Below are 17247 nucleotides of genomic sequence, written 5' to 3' on the forward strand. Positions count from 1 at the left end.
GCCCGGTGGGTCGGCTTGCCGGCCCCGCTTCCCTTTACCTGCCGGTTCTCCGCCGGCGGGTTTCGCAGCCAAGGGTTCAGAGTATGTCAGAGCAACTCCTCTATTTTCTGCAGCAGATGTTCAACGGCTTAACGTTGGGCAGCACCTATGCATTGATCGCCATCGGTTACACCATGGTTTACGGCATCATCGGCATGATCAACTTCGCCCACGGCGAGGTGTACATGATCGGCAGCTATGTCTCCTTTATCGTCATCGCCGCCCTGATGATGCTCGGCATCGACGTCGGCTGGCTGCTGATCGGCGCCGCGTTCCTGGTCTCGATCGTCATTGCCAGCGCCTACGGCTGGAGCATCGAGCGGGTGGCCTACAAGCCGGTACGCAACTCCAAGCGCCTGATTGCGCTGATCTCGGCCATCGGCATGTCGATATTCCTGCAAAACTACGTCAGCCTGACGCAGGGTTCGCGCGATCTGGCGCTGCCCAGCCTGGTGACCGGCCAATGGGTGCTGGGGGAAAGCAACGGCTTCGCCGCCACCATCAGCACCATGCAGCTGACCATTTGGATCGTGACCTTCCTGGCGATGCTGGCGCTGACGCTGTTTATTCGCTATTCGCGCATGGGGCGCGCCTGCCGCGCCTGCGCGGAGGACCTGAAGATGGCCAGCCTGCTGGGCATCAACACCGACCGGGTGATCTCGCTGACCTTCGTTATCGGGGCGGTAATGGCGGCGGTGGCCGGGGTGTTGCTCGGCCAGTTCTACGGCGTCATCAACCCTTACATCGGCTTTATGGCCGGTATGAAAGCCTTTACCGCCGCGGTCCTGGGCGGCATCGGCAGCATTCCCGGCGCGATGATCGGCGGCCTGGTGCTGGGCGTGGCGGAGGCATTGACCTCCGCCTACCTGAGCACCGAGTACAAAGACGTGGTGTCGTTCGCGTTGCTGATCGTGGTGCTGCTGATCATGCCGACCGGCATCCTCGGGCGTCCGGAGGTTGAGAAAGTATGAAACTCAATCTGCTTAATGCGCTGATCGCCACGGCGGTGCTGTTTGTGATGGCGTCGTTCCTGATGGGCATGCAGCTCAGTCTGGACGGCACCAAACTGGTGGTACACGGCGCGGCGGAAGTGCGCTGGATGTGGATCGGCATCGGCTGCGCCATCGTCTTTCTCTTCCAGCTGTTGCGCCCGCTGATGCAGCAGGGGCTGAAAAAGGTCTCCGGCCCGGCGTTCGTGCTGCCGAGCTTCGACGGCACCACGCCGCGGCAAAAGCTGTTGGCGGCTCTGCTGCTCGTCGCGGCGGTCGCCTGGCCGTTCCTGGTGTCGCGCGGCACGGTGGATATCGCCACGCTGACGCTGATCTACGTGATGCTGGGCCTCGGCCTCAACGTGGTGGTGGGTTTGTCCGGTCTGCTGGTGTTGGGCTATGGCGGTTTCTACGCCATCGGCGCCTACACCTATGCGCTGCTGAATCACTATTACGGCCTCGGTTTTTGGGAGAGCCTGCCTCTGGCGGGCATCGTCACCGCCGCTTTCGGCTTCCTGCTCGGTTTCCCGGTGCTGCGGCTGCGCGGCGACTATCTGGCGATCGTGACGCTCGGCTTCGGCGAGATCGTGCGCATCCTGCTGCTGAACAATACCGAGATCACCGGCGGGCCGAACGGTATCAGCCAGATCCCGAAACCGACCTTTTTCGGCCTGGAGTTTAACCGCAGCCTGCGCGACGGCGGTTGGGATACCTTCCATAACTTCTTCGGCCTGAAATACGATCCGAGCGATCGCATCGTGTTCCTGTACCTGGTGGCGCTGCTGCTGGTGGTGCTGACGCTGTTCGTCATCAACCGCCTGCTGCGCATGCCGCTGGGGCGCGCGTGGGAAGCGCTGCGTGAAGACGAGATCGCCTGCCGCTCGCTGGGCCTCAGCCCGACGCGCATCAAGCTGACCGCCTTTACCATCAGCGCCGCCTTCGCCGGGTTCGCCGGCACGCTGTTTGCCGCGCGCCAGGGGTTCGTCAGCCCGGAATCCTTCACCTTCGTCGAATCGGCCTTCGTGTTGGCGATCGTGGTGTTGGGGGGCATGGGGTCGCAGTTCGCGGTCATTCTGGCGGCGATCCTGCTGGTGGTGTCGCGCGAGCTGATGCGCGATCTGAATGAATACAGCATGCTGCTGCTGGGTGCACTGATGGTGCTGATGATGATTTGGCGGCCGCAGGGGCTGTTGCCGATGAAACGGCCGCAGCTGAAGCTGCAGGCGGCGGATATTCGCGCGGGCAAGGGGGAGCAGGCATGAGCGTTCAACCTTTACTGCAGGTGGAAGGCCTGTCGATGCGTTTCGGCGGGCTGCTGGCGGTCAACAATGTGGCGTTGACGCTGAACGAAGGCGAAATCGTATCGCTGATCGGCCCCAACGGCGCCGGCAAGACGACGGTGTTCAACTGCCTGACCGGTTTTTACCGCCCGACCGGCGGCACCATCAAATTGCGCGATCGCCATCTGGAAGGGCTGGCGGGGCAGGCCATCGCCCGTATGGGCGTGGTGCGCACCTTCCAGCACGTGCGGTTGTTCCGTGAAATGACGGTGATCGAGAACCTGCTGGTGGCGCAGCATCAGCATCTGAAAAGCGGCGTGTTCGCCGGACTGCTGAAAACCCCGGCCTTCCGCCGCGCCGAAGCCGAGGCGCTGACGCGCGCGGCGGAGTGGCTCGAGCGCGTCGGCCTGCTGGATATGGCCAACCGTTCGGCGGGCAACCTGGCCTACGGGCAGCAGCGGCGGCTGGAGATCGCCCGTTGCATGGTGACCCGGCCGGAGTTGCTGATGCTGGACGAACCGGCCGCCGGCCTTAACCCGAAAGAGACCGATGAGCTGGATCATCTGATCGTCGAGCTGCGTGACCGGCATAAGGTATCGGTACTGCTGATCGAGCACGACATGAAGCTGGTGATGGGCATTTCCGACCGCATTTATGTGGTGAATCAGGGCACGCCGCTGGCGCAGGGCACACCGGCGGAGATCCGCAACAACCCGGACGTGATCCGGGCTTATTTGGGCGAAGAATAATATGTTGTCATTCAATCAGGTATCCGCCCATTACGGCAAAATTCAGGCGCTGCATCAGGTCAGCCTGACGATCAGGCAGGGCGAAATCGTGACGTTAATCGGGGCCAACGGCGCCGGTAAAACCACGCTGCTCGGCACCCTGTGCGGCGAACCGCGCGCCAGCGAAGGCAGCATCATCTTCCTGGATCAGGACATCACCCAGTGGCAAACCTCGCGCATCATGCGCGAGGCGGTGGCGATCGTACCGGAAGGGCGGCGCGTCTTCTCGCGTATGACGGTGGAAGAAAACCTGGCGATGGGCGGCTTTTTCGCCGATCGCCAGCAGTATCAACAGCGCATCGAACGGGTGTTCACTCTGTTCCCGCGCCTGCTGGAGCGGCGTAACCAGCGCTCCGGCACCATGTCCGGCGGCGAGCAGCAAATGTTGGCCATCGGCCGCGCGCTGATGAGCCAGCCGAAGCTGCTGCTGCTCGACGAGCCCTCGCTCGGGCTGGCGCCGATCATCATCCAGCAGATCTTCGACATCATTCAGCAGCTGCGGGAAGAGGGCATGACCATCTTCCTGGTGGAGCAAAACGCCAATCAGGCGCTGAAATTGGCGGACCGCGGTTATGTGCTGGAAAACGGCCGCGTGGTGTTGGAAGATACGGGGGCTGCATTGTTAGCCAACGAAGCAGTGAGGTCGGCGTATCTGGGCGGTTAATCCGCCCCCCTACGAATTAAAATAATCAGGTACGAGAAGAAGAAATGAAGACAGAAGGGTTACTCGCGCAGCGCATCGTTAACGTAAAAAGTTCGGCCATCCGTGAATTGCTTAAGCACAGCAAGATGGAACACGTCATTTCGCTGGCGGGCGGCATCCCCTCTGATGCGCTGTTCGATTTCGAAGGATTGAGCATCGCCACGCAGCAGGCGATCACCGAACAGCCGAAAAGCGCGTTCCAGTATGGCTTGACCGAGGGCAGCCCGCTGCTGCGTGAGCGCATCTGCGCGCTGTGCGCCGAGCGCGGCGTCACCGCTCGCGCGGAAGAGGTGATGGTCACCGCCGGCTCTCAGCAGGCATTGGATTTGGTGATGCGCGCCATCGTCAACCCGGGCGACGTATTCGTGGTGGAGCGCCCGACCTACCTGGCGGCGCTGCAAACGCTGGAACTGGCGGAGGCCAACATCATGTCGGTTTCGTCCGACAGCGACGGCATGGTGGTGGAAGAGTTGGCCGAGCTGCTGAAAACCCAGCGCATCAAGGGCGTGTATGTGGTGCCGAACTTCGGCAACCCCAGCGGCATCACCCTGAGCGCCGCGCGCCGCGAACTGCTGGTGAAGCTGGCCGCCGAACATAACTTCCTGATCATCGAAGACGATCCGTACGGCGAGCTGCGCTTCACCGAAGAGCGCCACCCGACGCTGCATCAGGTGTCGCAGCGGGTGCTGGGCAACACCGACCACATCATCTATACCTCGACCTTCTCCAAGATCCTGGCGCCGGGCCTGCGGTTGGGCTGGGCGATCCTGCCGCCGTTCCTGCTGCATAAAGTGGCGATCATCAAACAGGCGGCGGATCTGCACGCCAGCGCGCTGTCGCAGAGCATCGTCGAGTGCTACCTCGGTTTGGGCCGCCTGCCGGCGCAGATCGACAAGATCCGCGCCGCCTACAAACAGAAGGGCGAGATCCTGGCCGGTTTGGTGGAACAGGAACTGGGCGACTACATCACCTTCGATAAGCCGAAGGGCGGCATGTTCCTGTGGGCGCGTTTCCGCCAGCCGTTCAACGCCACCGAATGGCTGAACGCCACCCTGCAGCAGGGCGTGGTGTTCGTGCCGGGGGAATACTTCTTCTCCGACAATCCGGATCGTTCGACCTTCCGCCTGTCGTTCGCCACCGCCACCGAGCAACAGATGCAGGAAGCGGTGGCGCGTCTGCGCCGTTCGCTGTAATCCTCGCGGCGGCGGAGCACATGCCCGCCGCCGACATCAAACCGCCATCTTCACTTCACCTTGCCGTCATGTGGCTGTCATGTAACGGTTATTTTTCTGTCATCCGAGCATGGCATGTTATCCCCCGTCATCTTTCGAGCCGCAGCGTTGTTGGCTGCCCGGCTGCCCCCCTGTCACTTAGTTAGCTAAGCTCCAGGGTGCCAGCAGGTTGCCGCCTGGCTGCAACTCGAAAGCTATAGGGGGCACTCCCTCATCAAGAATTGATTCTTTTCGCTCACGCGCTTTTACACCAGCTTTTTTCAGGAGTTAGGCATGCTCACCTACGCTATTCGCAAAACCACGCTGTGCGTCGCGTTGACCCTGGCGGTCAGCACTCAGGCACTGGCGGCGACCGAGATCCCGTTCTGGCATTCGATGGAAGGCGAACTGGGTAAGGAAGTGGATTCCCTGGCGGAGCGCTTCAACCAGTCGCACAGCGACGTCAAGATTGTGCCGGTTTATAAAGGCAACTACGAACAGAGCCTGGCGGCGGGCATCGCCGCTTACCGCTCCGGCAAGGCGCCGGCGATCCTGCAGGTTTACGAGGTGGGCACCGCCACCATGATGGCCAGCAAGGCCATCAAGCCAGTCTACGAAGTGTTCAAAGAGGCCGGCATCAACTTCGACGAGTCGGTGTTCGTGCCGACGGTGGCCGGCTATTACACCGACAACAAGAGCGGCCATCTGCTGTCGCAGCCGTTCAACAGCTCCACGCCGGTGCTGTACTACAACAAAGACGCCTTCAAGAAGGCCGGCCTGAACCCGGATCAGCCGCCGAAAACCTGGCAGGAACTGGCGGCGGATACTGCCAAGCTGCGCGCGGCCGGCATGAAATGCGGCTACGCCAGCGGCTGGCAGGGCTGGATCCAACTGGAGAACTTCAGCGCCTGGCACGGCGTGCCGTTCGCCAGTGAAAACAACGGTTTCGGCGGTACCAACGCCAAGCTGGAGTTCAACAAGCCGCTGCAGGTCAAGCATATCGAGCTGCTCGAAGCGATGAACAAGAAGGGTGATTTCACCTACTTCGGCCGCAAAGACGAATCCACCGAGAAGTTCTACAACGGCGATTGCGCCATCACCACCGCCTCTTCCGGTTCGCTGGCGGACATCAAGCACTACGCTAAATTCAACTACGGCGTCGGCATGATGCCTTACGATGCCGACGCGAAAAACGCGCCGCAGAACGCCATCATCGGCGGGGCCAGTCTGTGGGTGATGAACGGCAAAGACGCCGCCACCTACAAGGGCGTGGCCGAGTTCCTGCAGTACCTGGCGCAGCCGGAAATCGCCGCCGAATGGCACCAGAAGACCGGCTATCTGCCGATCACCACCGCGGCTTACGATCTGACCAAGCAGCAGGGCTTCTACGACAAGAACCCGGGCGCCGACGTCGCCACTCGCCAGATGCTGAACAAGCCGCCATTGCCGTTCACCAAGGGGCTGCGCCTGGGCAACATGCCGCAGATCCGCAGCGTGGTGGATGAGGAGCTGGAAGGCGTGTGGACCGGCAAGAAAACGCCTCAGCAGGCGCTGGACGCCGCCGTGCAGCGCGGTGACGTGCTGCTGCGCCGTTTCGAAGCGTCGACCAAGTAATCCTGTGTCGCGGGCCCGGTAGACCGGGCTCGCATCTTCACGCCGATCCTCCCGCACCCGATTAATGGTTTAACGTCTATGTCATCTTCCCGTCCCGGTTTCGGCTGCAGCTGGTTGCCCTATGCATTAGTGCTGCCGCAGCTGCTGATTACCGCCGTGTTCTTTTTATGGCCCGCCGGCGAGGCGCTGTGGTATTCGGTGCAGAGTCTCGATCCGTTCGGCCTGTCCAGCCAGTTTGTCGGGCTGGATAACTTTAAGCAGCTGTTCCAGGATCCTTACTACCTCGACTCGTTCTACACCACGCTGATCTTCAGCTTCCTGGTGGCGGGCATCGGGCTGGCGGTCTCGCTGTTTTTCGCCGCGCTGGTGGACTACGTGCTGCGCGGCAGCCGCCTCTACCGCACGCTGATGATCCTGCCCTATGCGGTGGCGCCGGCAGTGGCGGCGGTGCTGTGGATCTTTCTGTTCAACCCCGGTCTCGGGTTGATCACTCACTTCCTCAATGGGCTGGGCTATAACTGGAACCATGCGCAAAACAGCGGCCAGGCGATGTTCCTGGTGGTGCTGGCCTCGGTATGGCAGCAGATAAGCTATAACTTCCTGTTTTTCCTCGCCGCGTTGCAGTCGATCCCGCGTTCGCTGGTGGAGGCGGCCGCCATCGACGGCGCCGGCCCGGTACGCCGCTTCTTCCATCTGGTGCTGCCGCTGATCGCGCCGGTGAGCTTCTTCCTGCTGGTGGTCAATCTGGTGTACGCCTTCTTCGATACCTTCCCGGTGATCGACGCCGCCACCGGCGGCGGGCCGGTGCAGTCCACCACCACGTTGATCTACAAGATCTACCGCGAAGGCTTCGCCGGATTGGATCTCTCCAGCTCCGCCGCGCAGTCGGTGATCCTGATGCTGCTGGTGATCGGCCTGACGGTGATCCAGTTCCGCTTCGTTGAACGTAAGGTGCGCTACCAATGATTGAGAATCGACGCGGGCTGGACATCTTCAGCCATGTGATGCTGATTATCGGCGTGCTGGTGGTGCTGTTCCCGCTGTACGTGGCCTTTGTCGCCGCCACGCTGGACGACAAACAGGTGTTTCAGGTGCCGATGACGCTGGTGCCCGGCGGCCACCTGTGGGAGAACATCCGCAATATCTGGCAGGGCGGCGTGGGCAACCTCAAAGTGCCGTTCTCGTTGCTGCTGCTGAACAGCGTGATCATGGCGCTGGCGATCACCTTCGGCAAGATCGCGGTGTCGGTGCTGTCGGCTTACGCCATCGTGTACTTCCGCTTTCCGCTGCGCAGCCTGTTCTTCTGGCTGATTTTCCTCACCCTGATGCTGCCGGTGGAAGTGCGTATTTTTCCGACGGTGGAGGTGATCTCCAATCTCAACCTGCTGGACAGTTACACCGGTCTGACGCTGCCGCTGATGGCCTCGGCTACCGCCACTTTCCTGCTGCGCCAGTTCTTCATGACGCTGCCGGATGAGCTGCTGGAGGCGGCGCGCATCGACGGCGCCGGGCCGATGCGTTTCTTCTGGGACATCGTGCTGCCGCTGTCGAAGACCAATCTGGCGGCGCTGTTCGTCATCACCTTTATCTACGGCTGGAACCAATACCTGTGGCCGATCCTGATCACCAGCGACGCCTCGATGGGCACCGCGGTAGCGGGTATCAAAAGCATGATCTCCACTTCCGGCGCGCCGACCCAGTGGAACCAGGTGATGGCGGCGATGATTCTGACTTTATTGCCACCGCTGGCGGTGGTGCTTCTGATGCAGCGCTGGTTTGTGCGCGGTCTGGTTGATAGCGAGAAATAACGACGATGGCAGGATTAAAACTACAGGCGGTCACCAAGTCTTACGACGGTAAAACGCCGGTGATCAAACAGATCGATCTCGATGTGGCGGACGGTGAGTTCATCGTGATGGTTGGCCCGTCCGGCTGCGGCAAGTCCACGCTGCTGCGCATGGTAGCCGGGCTGGAACGCACCACCAGCGGCGATATCTATATCGATACCCGGCGCGTGACCGATCTGGAGCCCAAGGATCGCGGCATCGCGATGGTGTTCCAGAACTACGCGCTCTATCCGCACATGAGCGTATACGACAACATGGCCTACGGCCTCAAGATCCGCGGTTTTGGCAAGGATCATATCCGCCAGCGGGTGGAGGAGGCGGCGCGCATTCTGGAGCTGGAGCCGCTGCTCAAGCGTAAACCGCGCGAGCTATCCGGCGGCCAGCGTCAGCGCGTGGCGATGGGGCGCGCCATCGTGCGCGAACCGGCGGTGTTCCTGTTCGATGAACCCTTGTCCAACCTGGACGCCAAACTGCGGGTGCAGATGCGCCTGGAGCTGCAACAGCTGCACCGACGCCTGAAAACCACCAGCCTGTACGTGACCCACGATCAGGTGGAGGCGATGACGCTGGCGCAGCGGGTGATCGTGATGAATAAGGGCGTGGCGGAGCAGATCGGCACGCCGAGCGAAGTGTACCAACGGCCGGCTTCGCTGTTCGTCGCCGGCTTTATCGGCTCGCCGGCGATGAATTTGCTGCCCGGTACCCTCAGTGCCGACGGTAGCCAGCTGCTGCTGGCGGACGGCATGGCGCTGCCGTTGCCGGTGGCCAAACCGCAGTGGGCGGGGCGGCAGTTGACGCTGGGCGTCAGGCCGGAGCATATTCAGCTGGTGGCGCAAGGCCAGGGCGTGCCGTTGCAGTTGCAGACGCTGGAACTGCTGGGAGCCGACAATCTGGCGCACGGCCAGTGGGGCGGCCACGGAGTGATCGCGCGGTTGTCGCATGAAACCTTGCCGACGGCGGGCAGTACGCTATATTTGCAGCTGCCTGCTCAGGCGCTGCACTTCTTTGACACCCACAGCGGATTACGGATGGATTGATGACTAGACCCTGGCCTTATCCTCATATTGTCGCCCATCGCGGCGGCGGTTCTCTGGCGCCGGAAAATACCCTGGCGGCGATCGACGTCGGCGCGCGCCATGGCCACAAGATGATCGAGTTCGACGCCAAGCTGGCGCAGGACGGACAAATTTTCCTGCTGCATGACGATACGCTGGATCGCACCAGCAACGGCTGGGGCGTGGCGGGCGAACTGCCGTGGGATAAACTGGTGCAGCTGGACGCCGGCAACTGGTACAGCTCGGCCTTCAAGGGCGAGCGGCTGCCGCTGCTGTCGGAAGTGGCGGAACGCTGCCAGGAACATGGTCTGATGGCCAATATCGAAATCAAACCGACCACCGGCAGCGACGATGAAACCGGCCGGGTGGTGGCGCTGGCGGCGCGGCTGCTGTGGCAAGGGCAGACCGACCCGTTGCTCTCCTCCTTCTCGGTGGAAGCGCTGGCGGCGGCGCAGCGCACCGTGCCGGATTTGCCGCGCGGCTTGCTGCTGGAGGACTGGGACGATAACTGGCGCGAGCTGACGGAGCGCCTGGACTGCGTCTCGCTGCATATCGACCATAAAGCGCTGACCGCCGAGCGGGTGAAAGCGTTGAAAGACGCCGGTCTGCGCATTCTGGTGTACACCGTTAACCAGCCGGATCGCGCGCGCCTGCTGCTCGACTGGGGCGTTGACTGCATTTGCACCGACCGGATAGATTTGATTGGCCCGGAGTTCTAATCCGGCGCCGATGAATCCCGCGACGACAAGCCTTGCCGCCGCACCACCGGAAGGAATGCGATGCCTGGCTTTATCCTGTCACTGTGGCACCAGATGGTGCTGTCTTTACCGCTGTTCGTCCTGATCGCGTTGGGTTATGGGCTGATTCGCTGGGGGAAATGGCCCACCAGCATCACCGATGGCCTGACGCGCTTTGTGTTTTCCCTCGCCTTGCCCGCCATGCTATTTCGCATGATGTGCGACTTCTCGCAGCGTCCGGCGGTCGACGCCCGGCTGCTGATCGCGTTCTTCGGCAGTTGCCTGATCGTGTTCGTGCTCGGCCGTCTCGTCGCCCGGCACCTTTTCCGGCTGGATGGCGTCGCCGGGTCGGTGTTTGCGCTGGGCGGTATTTTCTCCAATAACGTGATGCTCGGTTTACCGATCGCCAGCGTGATGCTGGGGGAGGCGGCGATCCCGTCGGTGGCGCTGGTGCTGGTGTTCAACGGCCTGATCCTGTGGACGCTGGTCACGGTGTCGATCGAATGGGCGCGCAACGGCTCGCCGACGCTGGGGGGCTTTGCTAAAACCGCGCGCAGCGTACTGACCAATCCGCTGATCGTCGGCATTTTGTCCGGCACACTGTTCAGCCTGACCGGCTTGCCGCTGCCGGACTTCGTCGACCGGCCGGTCAGCATGCTCGGCCAGGTGGCGGCGCCGCTGTCGCTGGTGGTGCTCGGCATGGGGCTCGCTGAGTACCGCATCAGCGAAGTCTGGCAGTTGAGCAGCGCCATCTGCGTGTTGAAATTGCTGGTGCAGCCGTTAGTGATTTGGCTGCTGGCCTGGATGATGGCGCTGCCGCCGATGGAGACCCGCGTCGTGGTGCTGCTGGGCTCAATGGCGGTGGGCGTGAACGTCTACCTGATGTCGCGCCAGTTCAATACGCTCACCGGCCCGGCCGCCACCAGCCTGGTGATGTCCACCGTGCTGGCGGCGATCACCACGCCGCTGATCCTCACCGTTATGGGCGTGCGGGCGTAGCCGGCAGCGGCGCCTGCGGCACTGCCGGCGTGGTGCGGTTGAACGGATCGCGCGGTTGGTTGCCGTTAGGCAGCAGTTGGCCGCCGTTCGGCGTGGTTTGCAGCAGCTGTTGCCGCTGATTGTCGAACTGCCGCTGCTGCTGCTGGCGGCGTTGATCCATCTGCCGGTTGTTCAACAGGCGCTGTTGCTGGGCCTGTTGGCTGTTTTGGTTGAGGAACTGCTGCTGTGAACGCAGGTCGGTCACGCCGTTGGCCGCCGCAGCCAGACCGGGCAGCAGCAACAGAGCGAACAGGATGTGAGACGTTTTCATGATGGTTACCTCGCTTTTTTATTAAGCCTAACGCAGCGGCGAAATTTTGCCGGTAGTTTATCTTTTGCTCAGATGTAAACCGCCTTTCATCCCCTTATGCATCCATCTTCCGTTACAATCGCCCTTTCGGTATTTTTAGGATGAACCCATCGTGCTGCTCTTGGTTATCACCACCATTTTGTGGGCGTTCTCTTTCAGCCTGATCGGCGAATATTTGGCGGGCCATGTCGACAGCTGGTTCTCGGTGCTGATGCGCATCGGGCTGGCGGCGCTGGTATTCCTGCCGTTTCTGCGCTGGCGCAATATCAAACCCAGGGTGATCCTGCTGTATATGCTGGTGGGTGCCTGCCAACTGGGCATCATGTACCTGTTCAGCTTCCGCGCCTATCTCTACCTGACGGTGCCGGAGTTCCTGCTGTTTACCGTGCTGACGCCGCTGTACATCACGCTGATCTATGATTTGCTGAGCGGCCGGCGCTTGCGCTGGGGCTACGTATTCAGCGCGTTGTTGGCGGTGCTGGGCGCGGCGATCATCCGCTATCACCAGTTGAGCGAGCACTTCTGGTGGGGGCTGCTGTTGGTGCAGGCGGCGAACATCAGCTTCGCCATCGGCATGGTCGGCTATAAGCGCCTGATGGAAGTGCACCCCTTGCCGCAGCACACCGCATTTTCCTGGTTCTACCTGGGGGCGGCGGTAGTGGCGGTGGTGGCCTGGTGCCTGTGGGGCAATCCGCAACAGCTGCCGACCACTCACCTGCAGTGGGGCGTGCTGATCTGGCTGGGCGTGGTGGCGTCGGGGCTGGGTTATTTCATGTGGAACTACGGCGCGACGCAGGTGGATGCCGGCACGCTCGGCATCATGAACAATATGCATGTGCCGGCCGGGCTGTTGGTCAACCTGGCTATCTGGCAACAGCAGCCGCACTGGCCGAGCTTTATCATCGGCGGAGCGGTGATCGTCGCTTCGCTGTGGGTGCACCGCCGCTGGGTGGCGCCGAAACAGAACGGCTAAGAGGATGGGCCCCGGCAGAGGGGCCCGCAAGTTTATACGCCGGCCGCCAACGCTTTGGCGCCGGTTGCGCCGGGGCGTGCGGCGTCGCGCACAAACGGCAGATGATCGCAGGCGTGCTGACGGGCCGAGCGGATAAAGGCTTCAGTCACCGTCTGGCGTTGCTCGCCGTCGCGCACGGCGGCGTACAGCCGGCTCCACAGGCCGTCGCCCAGGGTTTTGGTCACCACCAGGCCTTGCTGTTCGAAGCTCTCCACCACCCAGTGCGGCAGCGCCGCAATCCCCATCCGCGCCGATACCATCTGGATCAGCAGCAGCGTGTTATCGACGTTCTTCAACGCCGGGCTGACGCCCGCCGGCTGCAGGAAATGCCGCCAGATATCCAGCCGCTGGCGCTGCACCGGGTAAATCAACAGAGTTTCATCGCTCAAATCTTCCGGTTCGATGTGCGGCTTGGCGGCCAGCGGATGATCCGGCGCCAGCACCAGACGCACCTCGAAATCGAACATCGGCGAATAGTGCAGGCCGCTGCGCGGCAGAATATCCGACGTCATCACCAGATCCAGCTCGCCCTGCTGTAAAGCCGGCTGCGGATCGAAAGTGACGCCGGAGGTGAAGTCCATCACCACCTGTGGGAAACGCCGGCGGAAATTGTCCAGCGCCGGCGTCAGCCACTGAATGCAGCTGTGGCATTCGATGGCGATGCGCAGCGTAGTCTGATGGGGCTCGTGGCAGGCCTGCAGCGCCTGTGAGATTTGTGGCAGCACCTGTTCCGCCAGCTGCAGCAGGATCTCGCCCTGGGCGGTGAAGCGCAGCGGCTGGCTCTTGCGCACGAACAGCTTGAAGCCCAGACGTTGCTCAAGATCGCTGAACTGGTGCGACAGGGCAGACTGCGTCTGATGAAGTTGGGCCGCCGCCCCCGCCAGCGAACCGCTGCTGCGCAGGGCCTGCAGCGTCCGTAAATGTTTCAGTTCGATCATGAGAGTCCTTCACATTGACAGTGAATAAATTGCGCTTGTGGTTAATACAGTACCTGCTGATTATGGATGTGTAAACATCTGGACGGCTAAATGGGGAATATGACGATGGCAATTTTGAATCACACACTGGGTTTTCCTCGCGTTGGGCTGCGACGTGAGCTGAAAAAAGCTCAGGAAAGCTACTGGGCTGGCAACTCAACGCAGGAAGAGCTGTTGGCGGTTGGCCGCGAGCTGCGCGCTCGCCATTGGCAACAGCAACAGCAGGCCGGGGTGGATTTGGTGCCGGTCGGCGATTTCGCCTGGTACGATCATGTGTTGACCACCAGCCTGCTGTTGGGCAACGTGCCGGCGCGCCATCAGAATGCGGATGGCTCGATCGATCTGGACACGCTGTTCCGCATCGGCCGAGGCCGCGCACCGACCGGCGAGCCGGCGGCCGCGGCGGAAATGACCAAATGGTTCAACACCAACTACCACTACATGGTGCCCGAGTTCCAGCAAGGTCAGCAGTTCAAGCTGGGCTGGACCCAGCTGCTGGACGAAGTGGACGAAGCGCTGGCGCTTGGTCACCGCATCAAACCGGTGCTGCTTGGCCCGGTGACCTATCTGTGGCTGGGTAAAGTGAAGGGCGAGCCGTTCGATCGCCTGTCGTTGCTGAAAGACATTCTGCCGGTTTACCAGCAGGTGCTGGCCGAGCTGGCGAAACGCGGCGTCGAGTGGGTGCAGATTGACGAGCCTGCGCTGGTGCTGGAGCTGCCGCAGGCCTGGCTGGGCGCCTTTAAACCGGCTTACGACGCGCTGCAGGGGCAGGTGAAACTGCTGCTGACCACTTACTTCGACAGCGTCGGCCACAACCTCGACACTATTCGCACGCTGCCGGTGCAGGGGCTGCACGTCGATCTGGTCGCCGGCCATGACGATATCGCCGCGTTGAGCGCCGCATTGCCGCAAGAGTGGCTGCTGTCGCTGGGCGCGATCAACGGCCGCAACGTTTGGCGCGCCGATCTGAGCCGCTGGTTCGAACGTCTGCAACCGCTGGTGGGCCGCCGCCCGCTGTGGATCGGCACCTCCTGTTCACTGCTGCACAGCCCGATCGATCTGAGCGTGGAAAGCCGTCTGGACGAAGAAGTGAAGAGCTGGTTCGCCTTCGCGTTGCAAAAATGTGCCGAGCTGGCGCTGCTGACTGCGGCGCTGAACGCGCCCGACGCGGCGAAACAGGCCGAACTGGACGCCTACAGCGCGCCGATCCGCGCCCGCCGTCAGTCGAGCCGTGTACACAATGCGCAGGTTGAGCGCCGTCTGGCCGCTATCACCGCGCAGGACAGCGAGCGCCACAGCGCTTACGCCGAGCGCGCCAGGGCGCAGCGCGAACGTTTCAACCTGCCGGCCTGGCCGACCACCACCATCGGTTCGTTCCCGCAGACCACCGAGATCCGCGGCCTGCGCCTGGACTTCAAGCAGGGCCGTCTGGACGGCAGCAACTACCGCACCAGCATCGGTGAGCACATCAAACAGGCGATCGTTGAGCAGGAGCGCCTCGGGCTGGACGTGCTGGTGCACGGTGAAGCCGAGCGCAACGACATGGTGGAATACTTCGGCGAGAACCTGGACGGCTTCGTGTTTACCCAGAACGGCTGGGTGCAGAGCTACGGTTCCCGCTGCGTGAAGCCGCCGGTGATCATCGGCGATGTCAGCCGCCCGGAAGCCATCACCGTCGAATGGGCCAAATTCGCCCAGTCTCTGACCGACAAGCCGGTAAAAGGCATGTTGACCGGGCCGGTGACCATCCTGTGTTGGTCGTTCCCGCGTGAAGACGTGACCCGCGAAGTGATCGCCAAGCAGATTGCGCTGGCACTGCGCGACGAGGTGGAAGATCTGGAAAAAGCCGGCATCGGCATCATTCAGATCGACGAACCTGCGCTGCGCGAGGGGCTGCCGCTGCGTCAATCCGATTGGGCCGCCTATCTGAACTGGGCGGTGGACGCCTTCAAGCTGAACGCCGCCGTGGCGCGGGATGATACCCAGATCCACACCCACATGTGTTATTGCGAGTTCAACGACATCATGGACTCCATCGCCGCGCTGGACGCCGACGTGATCACTATCGAGACCTCGCGTTCCGATATGGATCTGCTGGAAGCCTTCAAAGAGTTCGAATACCCGAACGAAATCGGGCCGGGCGTCTACGACATCCACTCGCCGAACGTGCCGAGCGTGGAATGGATTGAAGCGTTGCTGCGTAAAGCCGCGCAGAATATCCCGGCTGAACGCCTGTGGGTTAACCCGGATTGCGGCCTGAAAACCCGCGGCTGGCCGGAAACCCGCCAGTCGCTGGCCAACATGGTATTGGCGGCGCAGCGCCTGCGCGAGCAGGCGTGATGAGTGCGGCGTATTGACCGCCGCTTATAGATTTACTGGTGTGATGATTGGGCGCTTCGGCGCCCTTTTTTATGCGGGGGAGGTTACTTGACGCCGTGCTGGGCGAACCACGCCAGCATGCGCTGCCAACCGTCCTGCGCCGCTTCGGCGTTGTAGCTGGGGCGATAGTCGGCGTTGAACGCGTGCCCGACACCGGGGTACACCACGATTTCAGCATCAGCGTTGGCGGCGCGGATCGCCTGACGCATGGTTTCCACCGTCTCCAGCGGAATACTGCTGTCCTGCCCGCCATACAGCCCCAGCACCGGCGTCGACAGGTGCGTTGCGACATCGACCGGATGCTTCGGTGAATTCAGCGTTTTTTCACCCACCAGCTTGCCGTACCAGGCGACCGCCGCCTTCAACTGCGGGTTGTGCGCCGCATACAGCCAGGTAATGCGGCCGCCCCAGCAGAAGCCGGTGATCGCCAGCTTGCCGGCGTCGCCGCCGTGGCGGATGGCCCAGTGCGCGGCGTGGTCCAGATCCGACAGCACCTGGCGATCCGGCACCTTGGTCACCAGTTGCTGGAACAACTCGCCGATATCGGTGTAGTTATTGGCGTCGCCCTGGCGGAAATAGAGCTCGGGCGCGATCGCCAGATAGCCCTGTTTCGCCAGGCGGCGGCACAGATCCTGAATATGTTCATGTACGCCGAAGATTTCCTGCACCACCAGCACGATGGGGAAGGGGCCGTTATGGTCGGCGGGTTTGGCGACGTAGGCCGGCAGCGCGTCTCCCTGAGAAGGGATGGTCGTTTGCCCGGCGTGAATGCCCTGTTCATCGGTGATAATCGCGGAGGCGGCCAACGGCGCGGCGGCCGGGGCGAATCCCCCCTGAGCCTGTTCTAATGTCATCACATGTTCGGTTTTCATTGCGGTCTCCGTGCAATAGAAAAAAGCGCTGAGATTAACTATAGGAAAGATTACCCATTATTGGCGCTGCGTGGAGCACTTTCGGACAAGTCGATAAAAAACGGCTAATTATCTGGCTTTACGGCATTTTTAGGCGCTTTTTATCATGTTATTGCGGGTTTTGGCCCACGTAATTGCCATAAGGTGCGTTAGATGGCTTTTTTGTCCCTAAGCAGCCGATAAGATAGGGTTATTTCTGGTTGTTGAGCTAAATAGTTTCAACCGGCAACCAACGGGGAGAGGTGGCAAGCTTTGTCGGCTAGACTGAGGTTCAGCAAGAGAGTGCTGGCGGCGCTGTCTCGTTATTTTGTGATAAAAATCACAAAAAATATGTAGCATGTAATTTGTTTCTCTTTT

General features: G+C 61.7%; 16 protein-coding genes. 13 read left to right on the forward strand and 3 right to left on the reverse strand.

The features are described from left to right. Positions 1 to 83 precede the first annotated feature (83 nt). The 11 genes from livH to AC6BYQ_RS14695 all read left to right on the forward strand — a co-directional run bounded on the left by livH (position 84) and on the right by AC6BYQ_RS14695 (position 11262). Entirely contained in the window at positions 84 to 1010 is a 927-nt protein-coding gene (gene livH, locus AC6BYQ_RS14645) for a high-affinity branched-chain amino acid ABC transporter permease LivH (RefSeq protein ID WP_019455308.1), read from the forward strand. Continuing rightward, positions 1007 to 2290: a high-affinity branched-chain amino acid ABC transporter permease LivM gene (locus AC6BYQ_RS14650; protein ID WP_019455307.1), complete on the forward strand. Its 1284-nt coding sequence runs from the start codon at positions 1007 to 1009 to the stop codon at positions 2288 to 2290. Before livH ends, AC6BYQ_RS14650 begins: the two co-directional genes overlap by 4 nt. Next, positions 2287 to 3057 carry a high-affinity branched-chain amino acid ABC transporter ATP-binding protein LivG gene (gene livG, locus AC6BYQ_RS14655; protein ID WP_154747355.1) on the forward strand — a complete coding sequence of 257 codons (771 nt, stop codon included), beginning with the start codon at positions 2287 to 2289 and terminating at the stop codon, positions 3055 to 3057. The genes AC6BYQ_RS14650 and livG overlap by 4 nt, the downstream gene beginning before the upstream one ends. A 1-nt stretch (position 3058) precedes the next feature. Next, on the forward strand, positions 3059 to 3760 hold the full coding sequence (livF, locus tag AC6BYQ_RS14660; protein WP_019455305.1) for a high-affinity branched-chain amino acid ABC transporter ATP-binding protein LivF: 702 nt from the start codon (positions 3059 to 3061) through the stop codon (positions 3758 to 3760). Between the two features lie 44 nt (positions 3761 to 3804). After that, positions 3805 to 4992 carry an aminotransferase-like domain-containing protein gene (locus AC6BYQ_RS14665; RefSeq protein ID WP_019455304.1) on the forward strand — a complete coding sequence of 396 codons (1188 nt, stop codon included), beginning with the start codon at positions 3805 to 3807 and terminating at the stop codon, positions 4990 to 4992. 312 nt (positions 4993 to 5304) lie between these two features. Then, the gene (gene ugpB, locus AC6BYQ_RS14670; protein ID WP_498057091.1) at positions 5305 to 6624 is read left to right on the forward strand and encodes a sn-glycerol-3-phosphate ABC transporter substrate-binding protein UgpB; all 1320 of its coding nucleotides are present in this window, start codon (positions 5305 to 5307) and stop codon (positions 6622 to 6624) included. A gap of 78 nt (positions 6625 to 6702) precedes the next feature. Then, positions 6703 to 7590, forward strand: coding sequence for a sn-glycerol-3-phosphate ABC transporter permease UgpA (ugpA, locus tag AC6BYQ_RS14675; RefSeq protein ID WP_015376293.1), 888 nt, complete (start codon positions 6703 to 6705; stop codon positions 7588 to 7590). Further along, the gene (gene ugpE / locus AC6BYQ_RS14680) at positions 7587 to 8432 is read left to right on the forward strand and encodes a sn-glycerol-3-phosphate ABC transporter permease UgpE (RefSeq protein WP_019455301.1); all 846 of its coding nucleotides are present in this window, start codon (positions 7587 to 7589) and stop codon (positions 8430 to 8432) included. The genes ugpA and ugpE overlap by 4 nt, the downstream gene beginning before the upstream one ends. A gap of 5 nt (positions 8433 to 8437) precedes the next feature. Beyond that, entirely contained in the window at positions 8438 to 9508 is a 1071-nt protein-coding gene (locus AC6BYQ_RS14685) for a sn-glycerol-3-phosphate import ATP-binding protein UgpC (protein ID WP_019455300.1), read from the forward strand. Further along, positions 9508 to 10245 (forward strand): glycerophosphodiester phosphodiesterase, encoded by a 738-nt coding sequence (ugpQ, locus tag AC6BYQ_RS14690; RefSeq protein WP_019455299.1) that lies wholly within the window; start codon positions 9508 to 9510, stop codon positions 10243 to 10245. Before AC6BYQ_RS14685 ends, ugpQ begins: the two co-directional genes overlap by 1 nt. A gap of 60 nt (positions 10246 to 10305) precedes the next feature. Further along, a complete protein-coding gene (locus AC6BYQ_RS14695; RefSeq protein ID WP_498057092.1) occupies positions 10306 to 11262 on the forward strand; it encodes an AEC family transporter in 957 nt (318 codons plus the stop codon). On the opposite strand, the gene AC6BYQ_RS14700 is transcribed toward AC6BYQ_RS14695, so the two are convergent. Continuing rightward, positions 11243 to 11572, reverse strand: coding sequence for a hypothetical protein (locus AC6BYQ_RS14700; RefSeq protein ID WP_198636712.1), 330 nt, complete (start codon positions 11570 to 11572; stop codon positions 11243 to 11245). The genes AC6BYQ_RS14695 and AC6BYQ_RS14700 overlap by 20 nt on opposite strands. A 151-nt stretch (positions 11573 to 11723) precedes the next feature. Here AC6BYQ_RS14700 and AC6BYQ_RS14705 point away from each other — a divergent pair, with 151 nt between their 5' ends. Then, positions 11724 to 12584, forward strand: coding sequence for a carboxylate/amino acid/amine transporter (locus AC6BYQ_RS14705; protein WP_019455296.1), 861 nt, complete (start codon positions 11724 to 11726; stop codon positions 12582 to 12584). 32 nt (positions 12585 to 12616) lie between these two features. On the opposite strand, the gene metR is transcribed toward AC6BYQ_RS14705, so the two are convergent. Further along, entirely contained in the window at positions 12617 to 13561 is a 945-nt protein-coding gene (gene metR, locus AC6BYQ_RS14710) for an HTH-type transcriptional regulator MetR (RefSeq protein WP_074055615.1), read from the reverse strand. Between the two features lie 90 nt (positions 13562 to 13651). Between metR and metE the strand changes: the two genes are divergently transcribed. After that, on the forward strand, positions 13652 to 15940 hold the full coding sequence (gene metE / locus AC6BYQ_RS14715) for a 5-methyltetrahydropteroyltriglutamate--homocysteine S-methyltransferase (protein ID WP_498057093.1): 2289 nt from the start codon (positions 13652 to 13654) through the stop codon (positions 15938 to 15940). An 83-nt stretch (positions 15941 to 16023) separates the two neighbouring features. Here the strand turns inward: metE and AC6BYQ_RS14720 are convergent, their stop codons facing one another. Continuing rightward, complete coding sequence (locus tag AC6BYQ_RS14720) at positions 16024 to 16851, reverse strand: dienelactone hydrolase family protein (RefSeq protein WP_074055613.1); 828 nt, start codon at positions 16849 to 16851, stop codon at positions 16024 to 16026. Positions 16852 to 17247: the final 396 nt, after the last annotated feature.

Source organism: Serratia sp. LTN-2, from assembly GCF_059740205.1.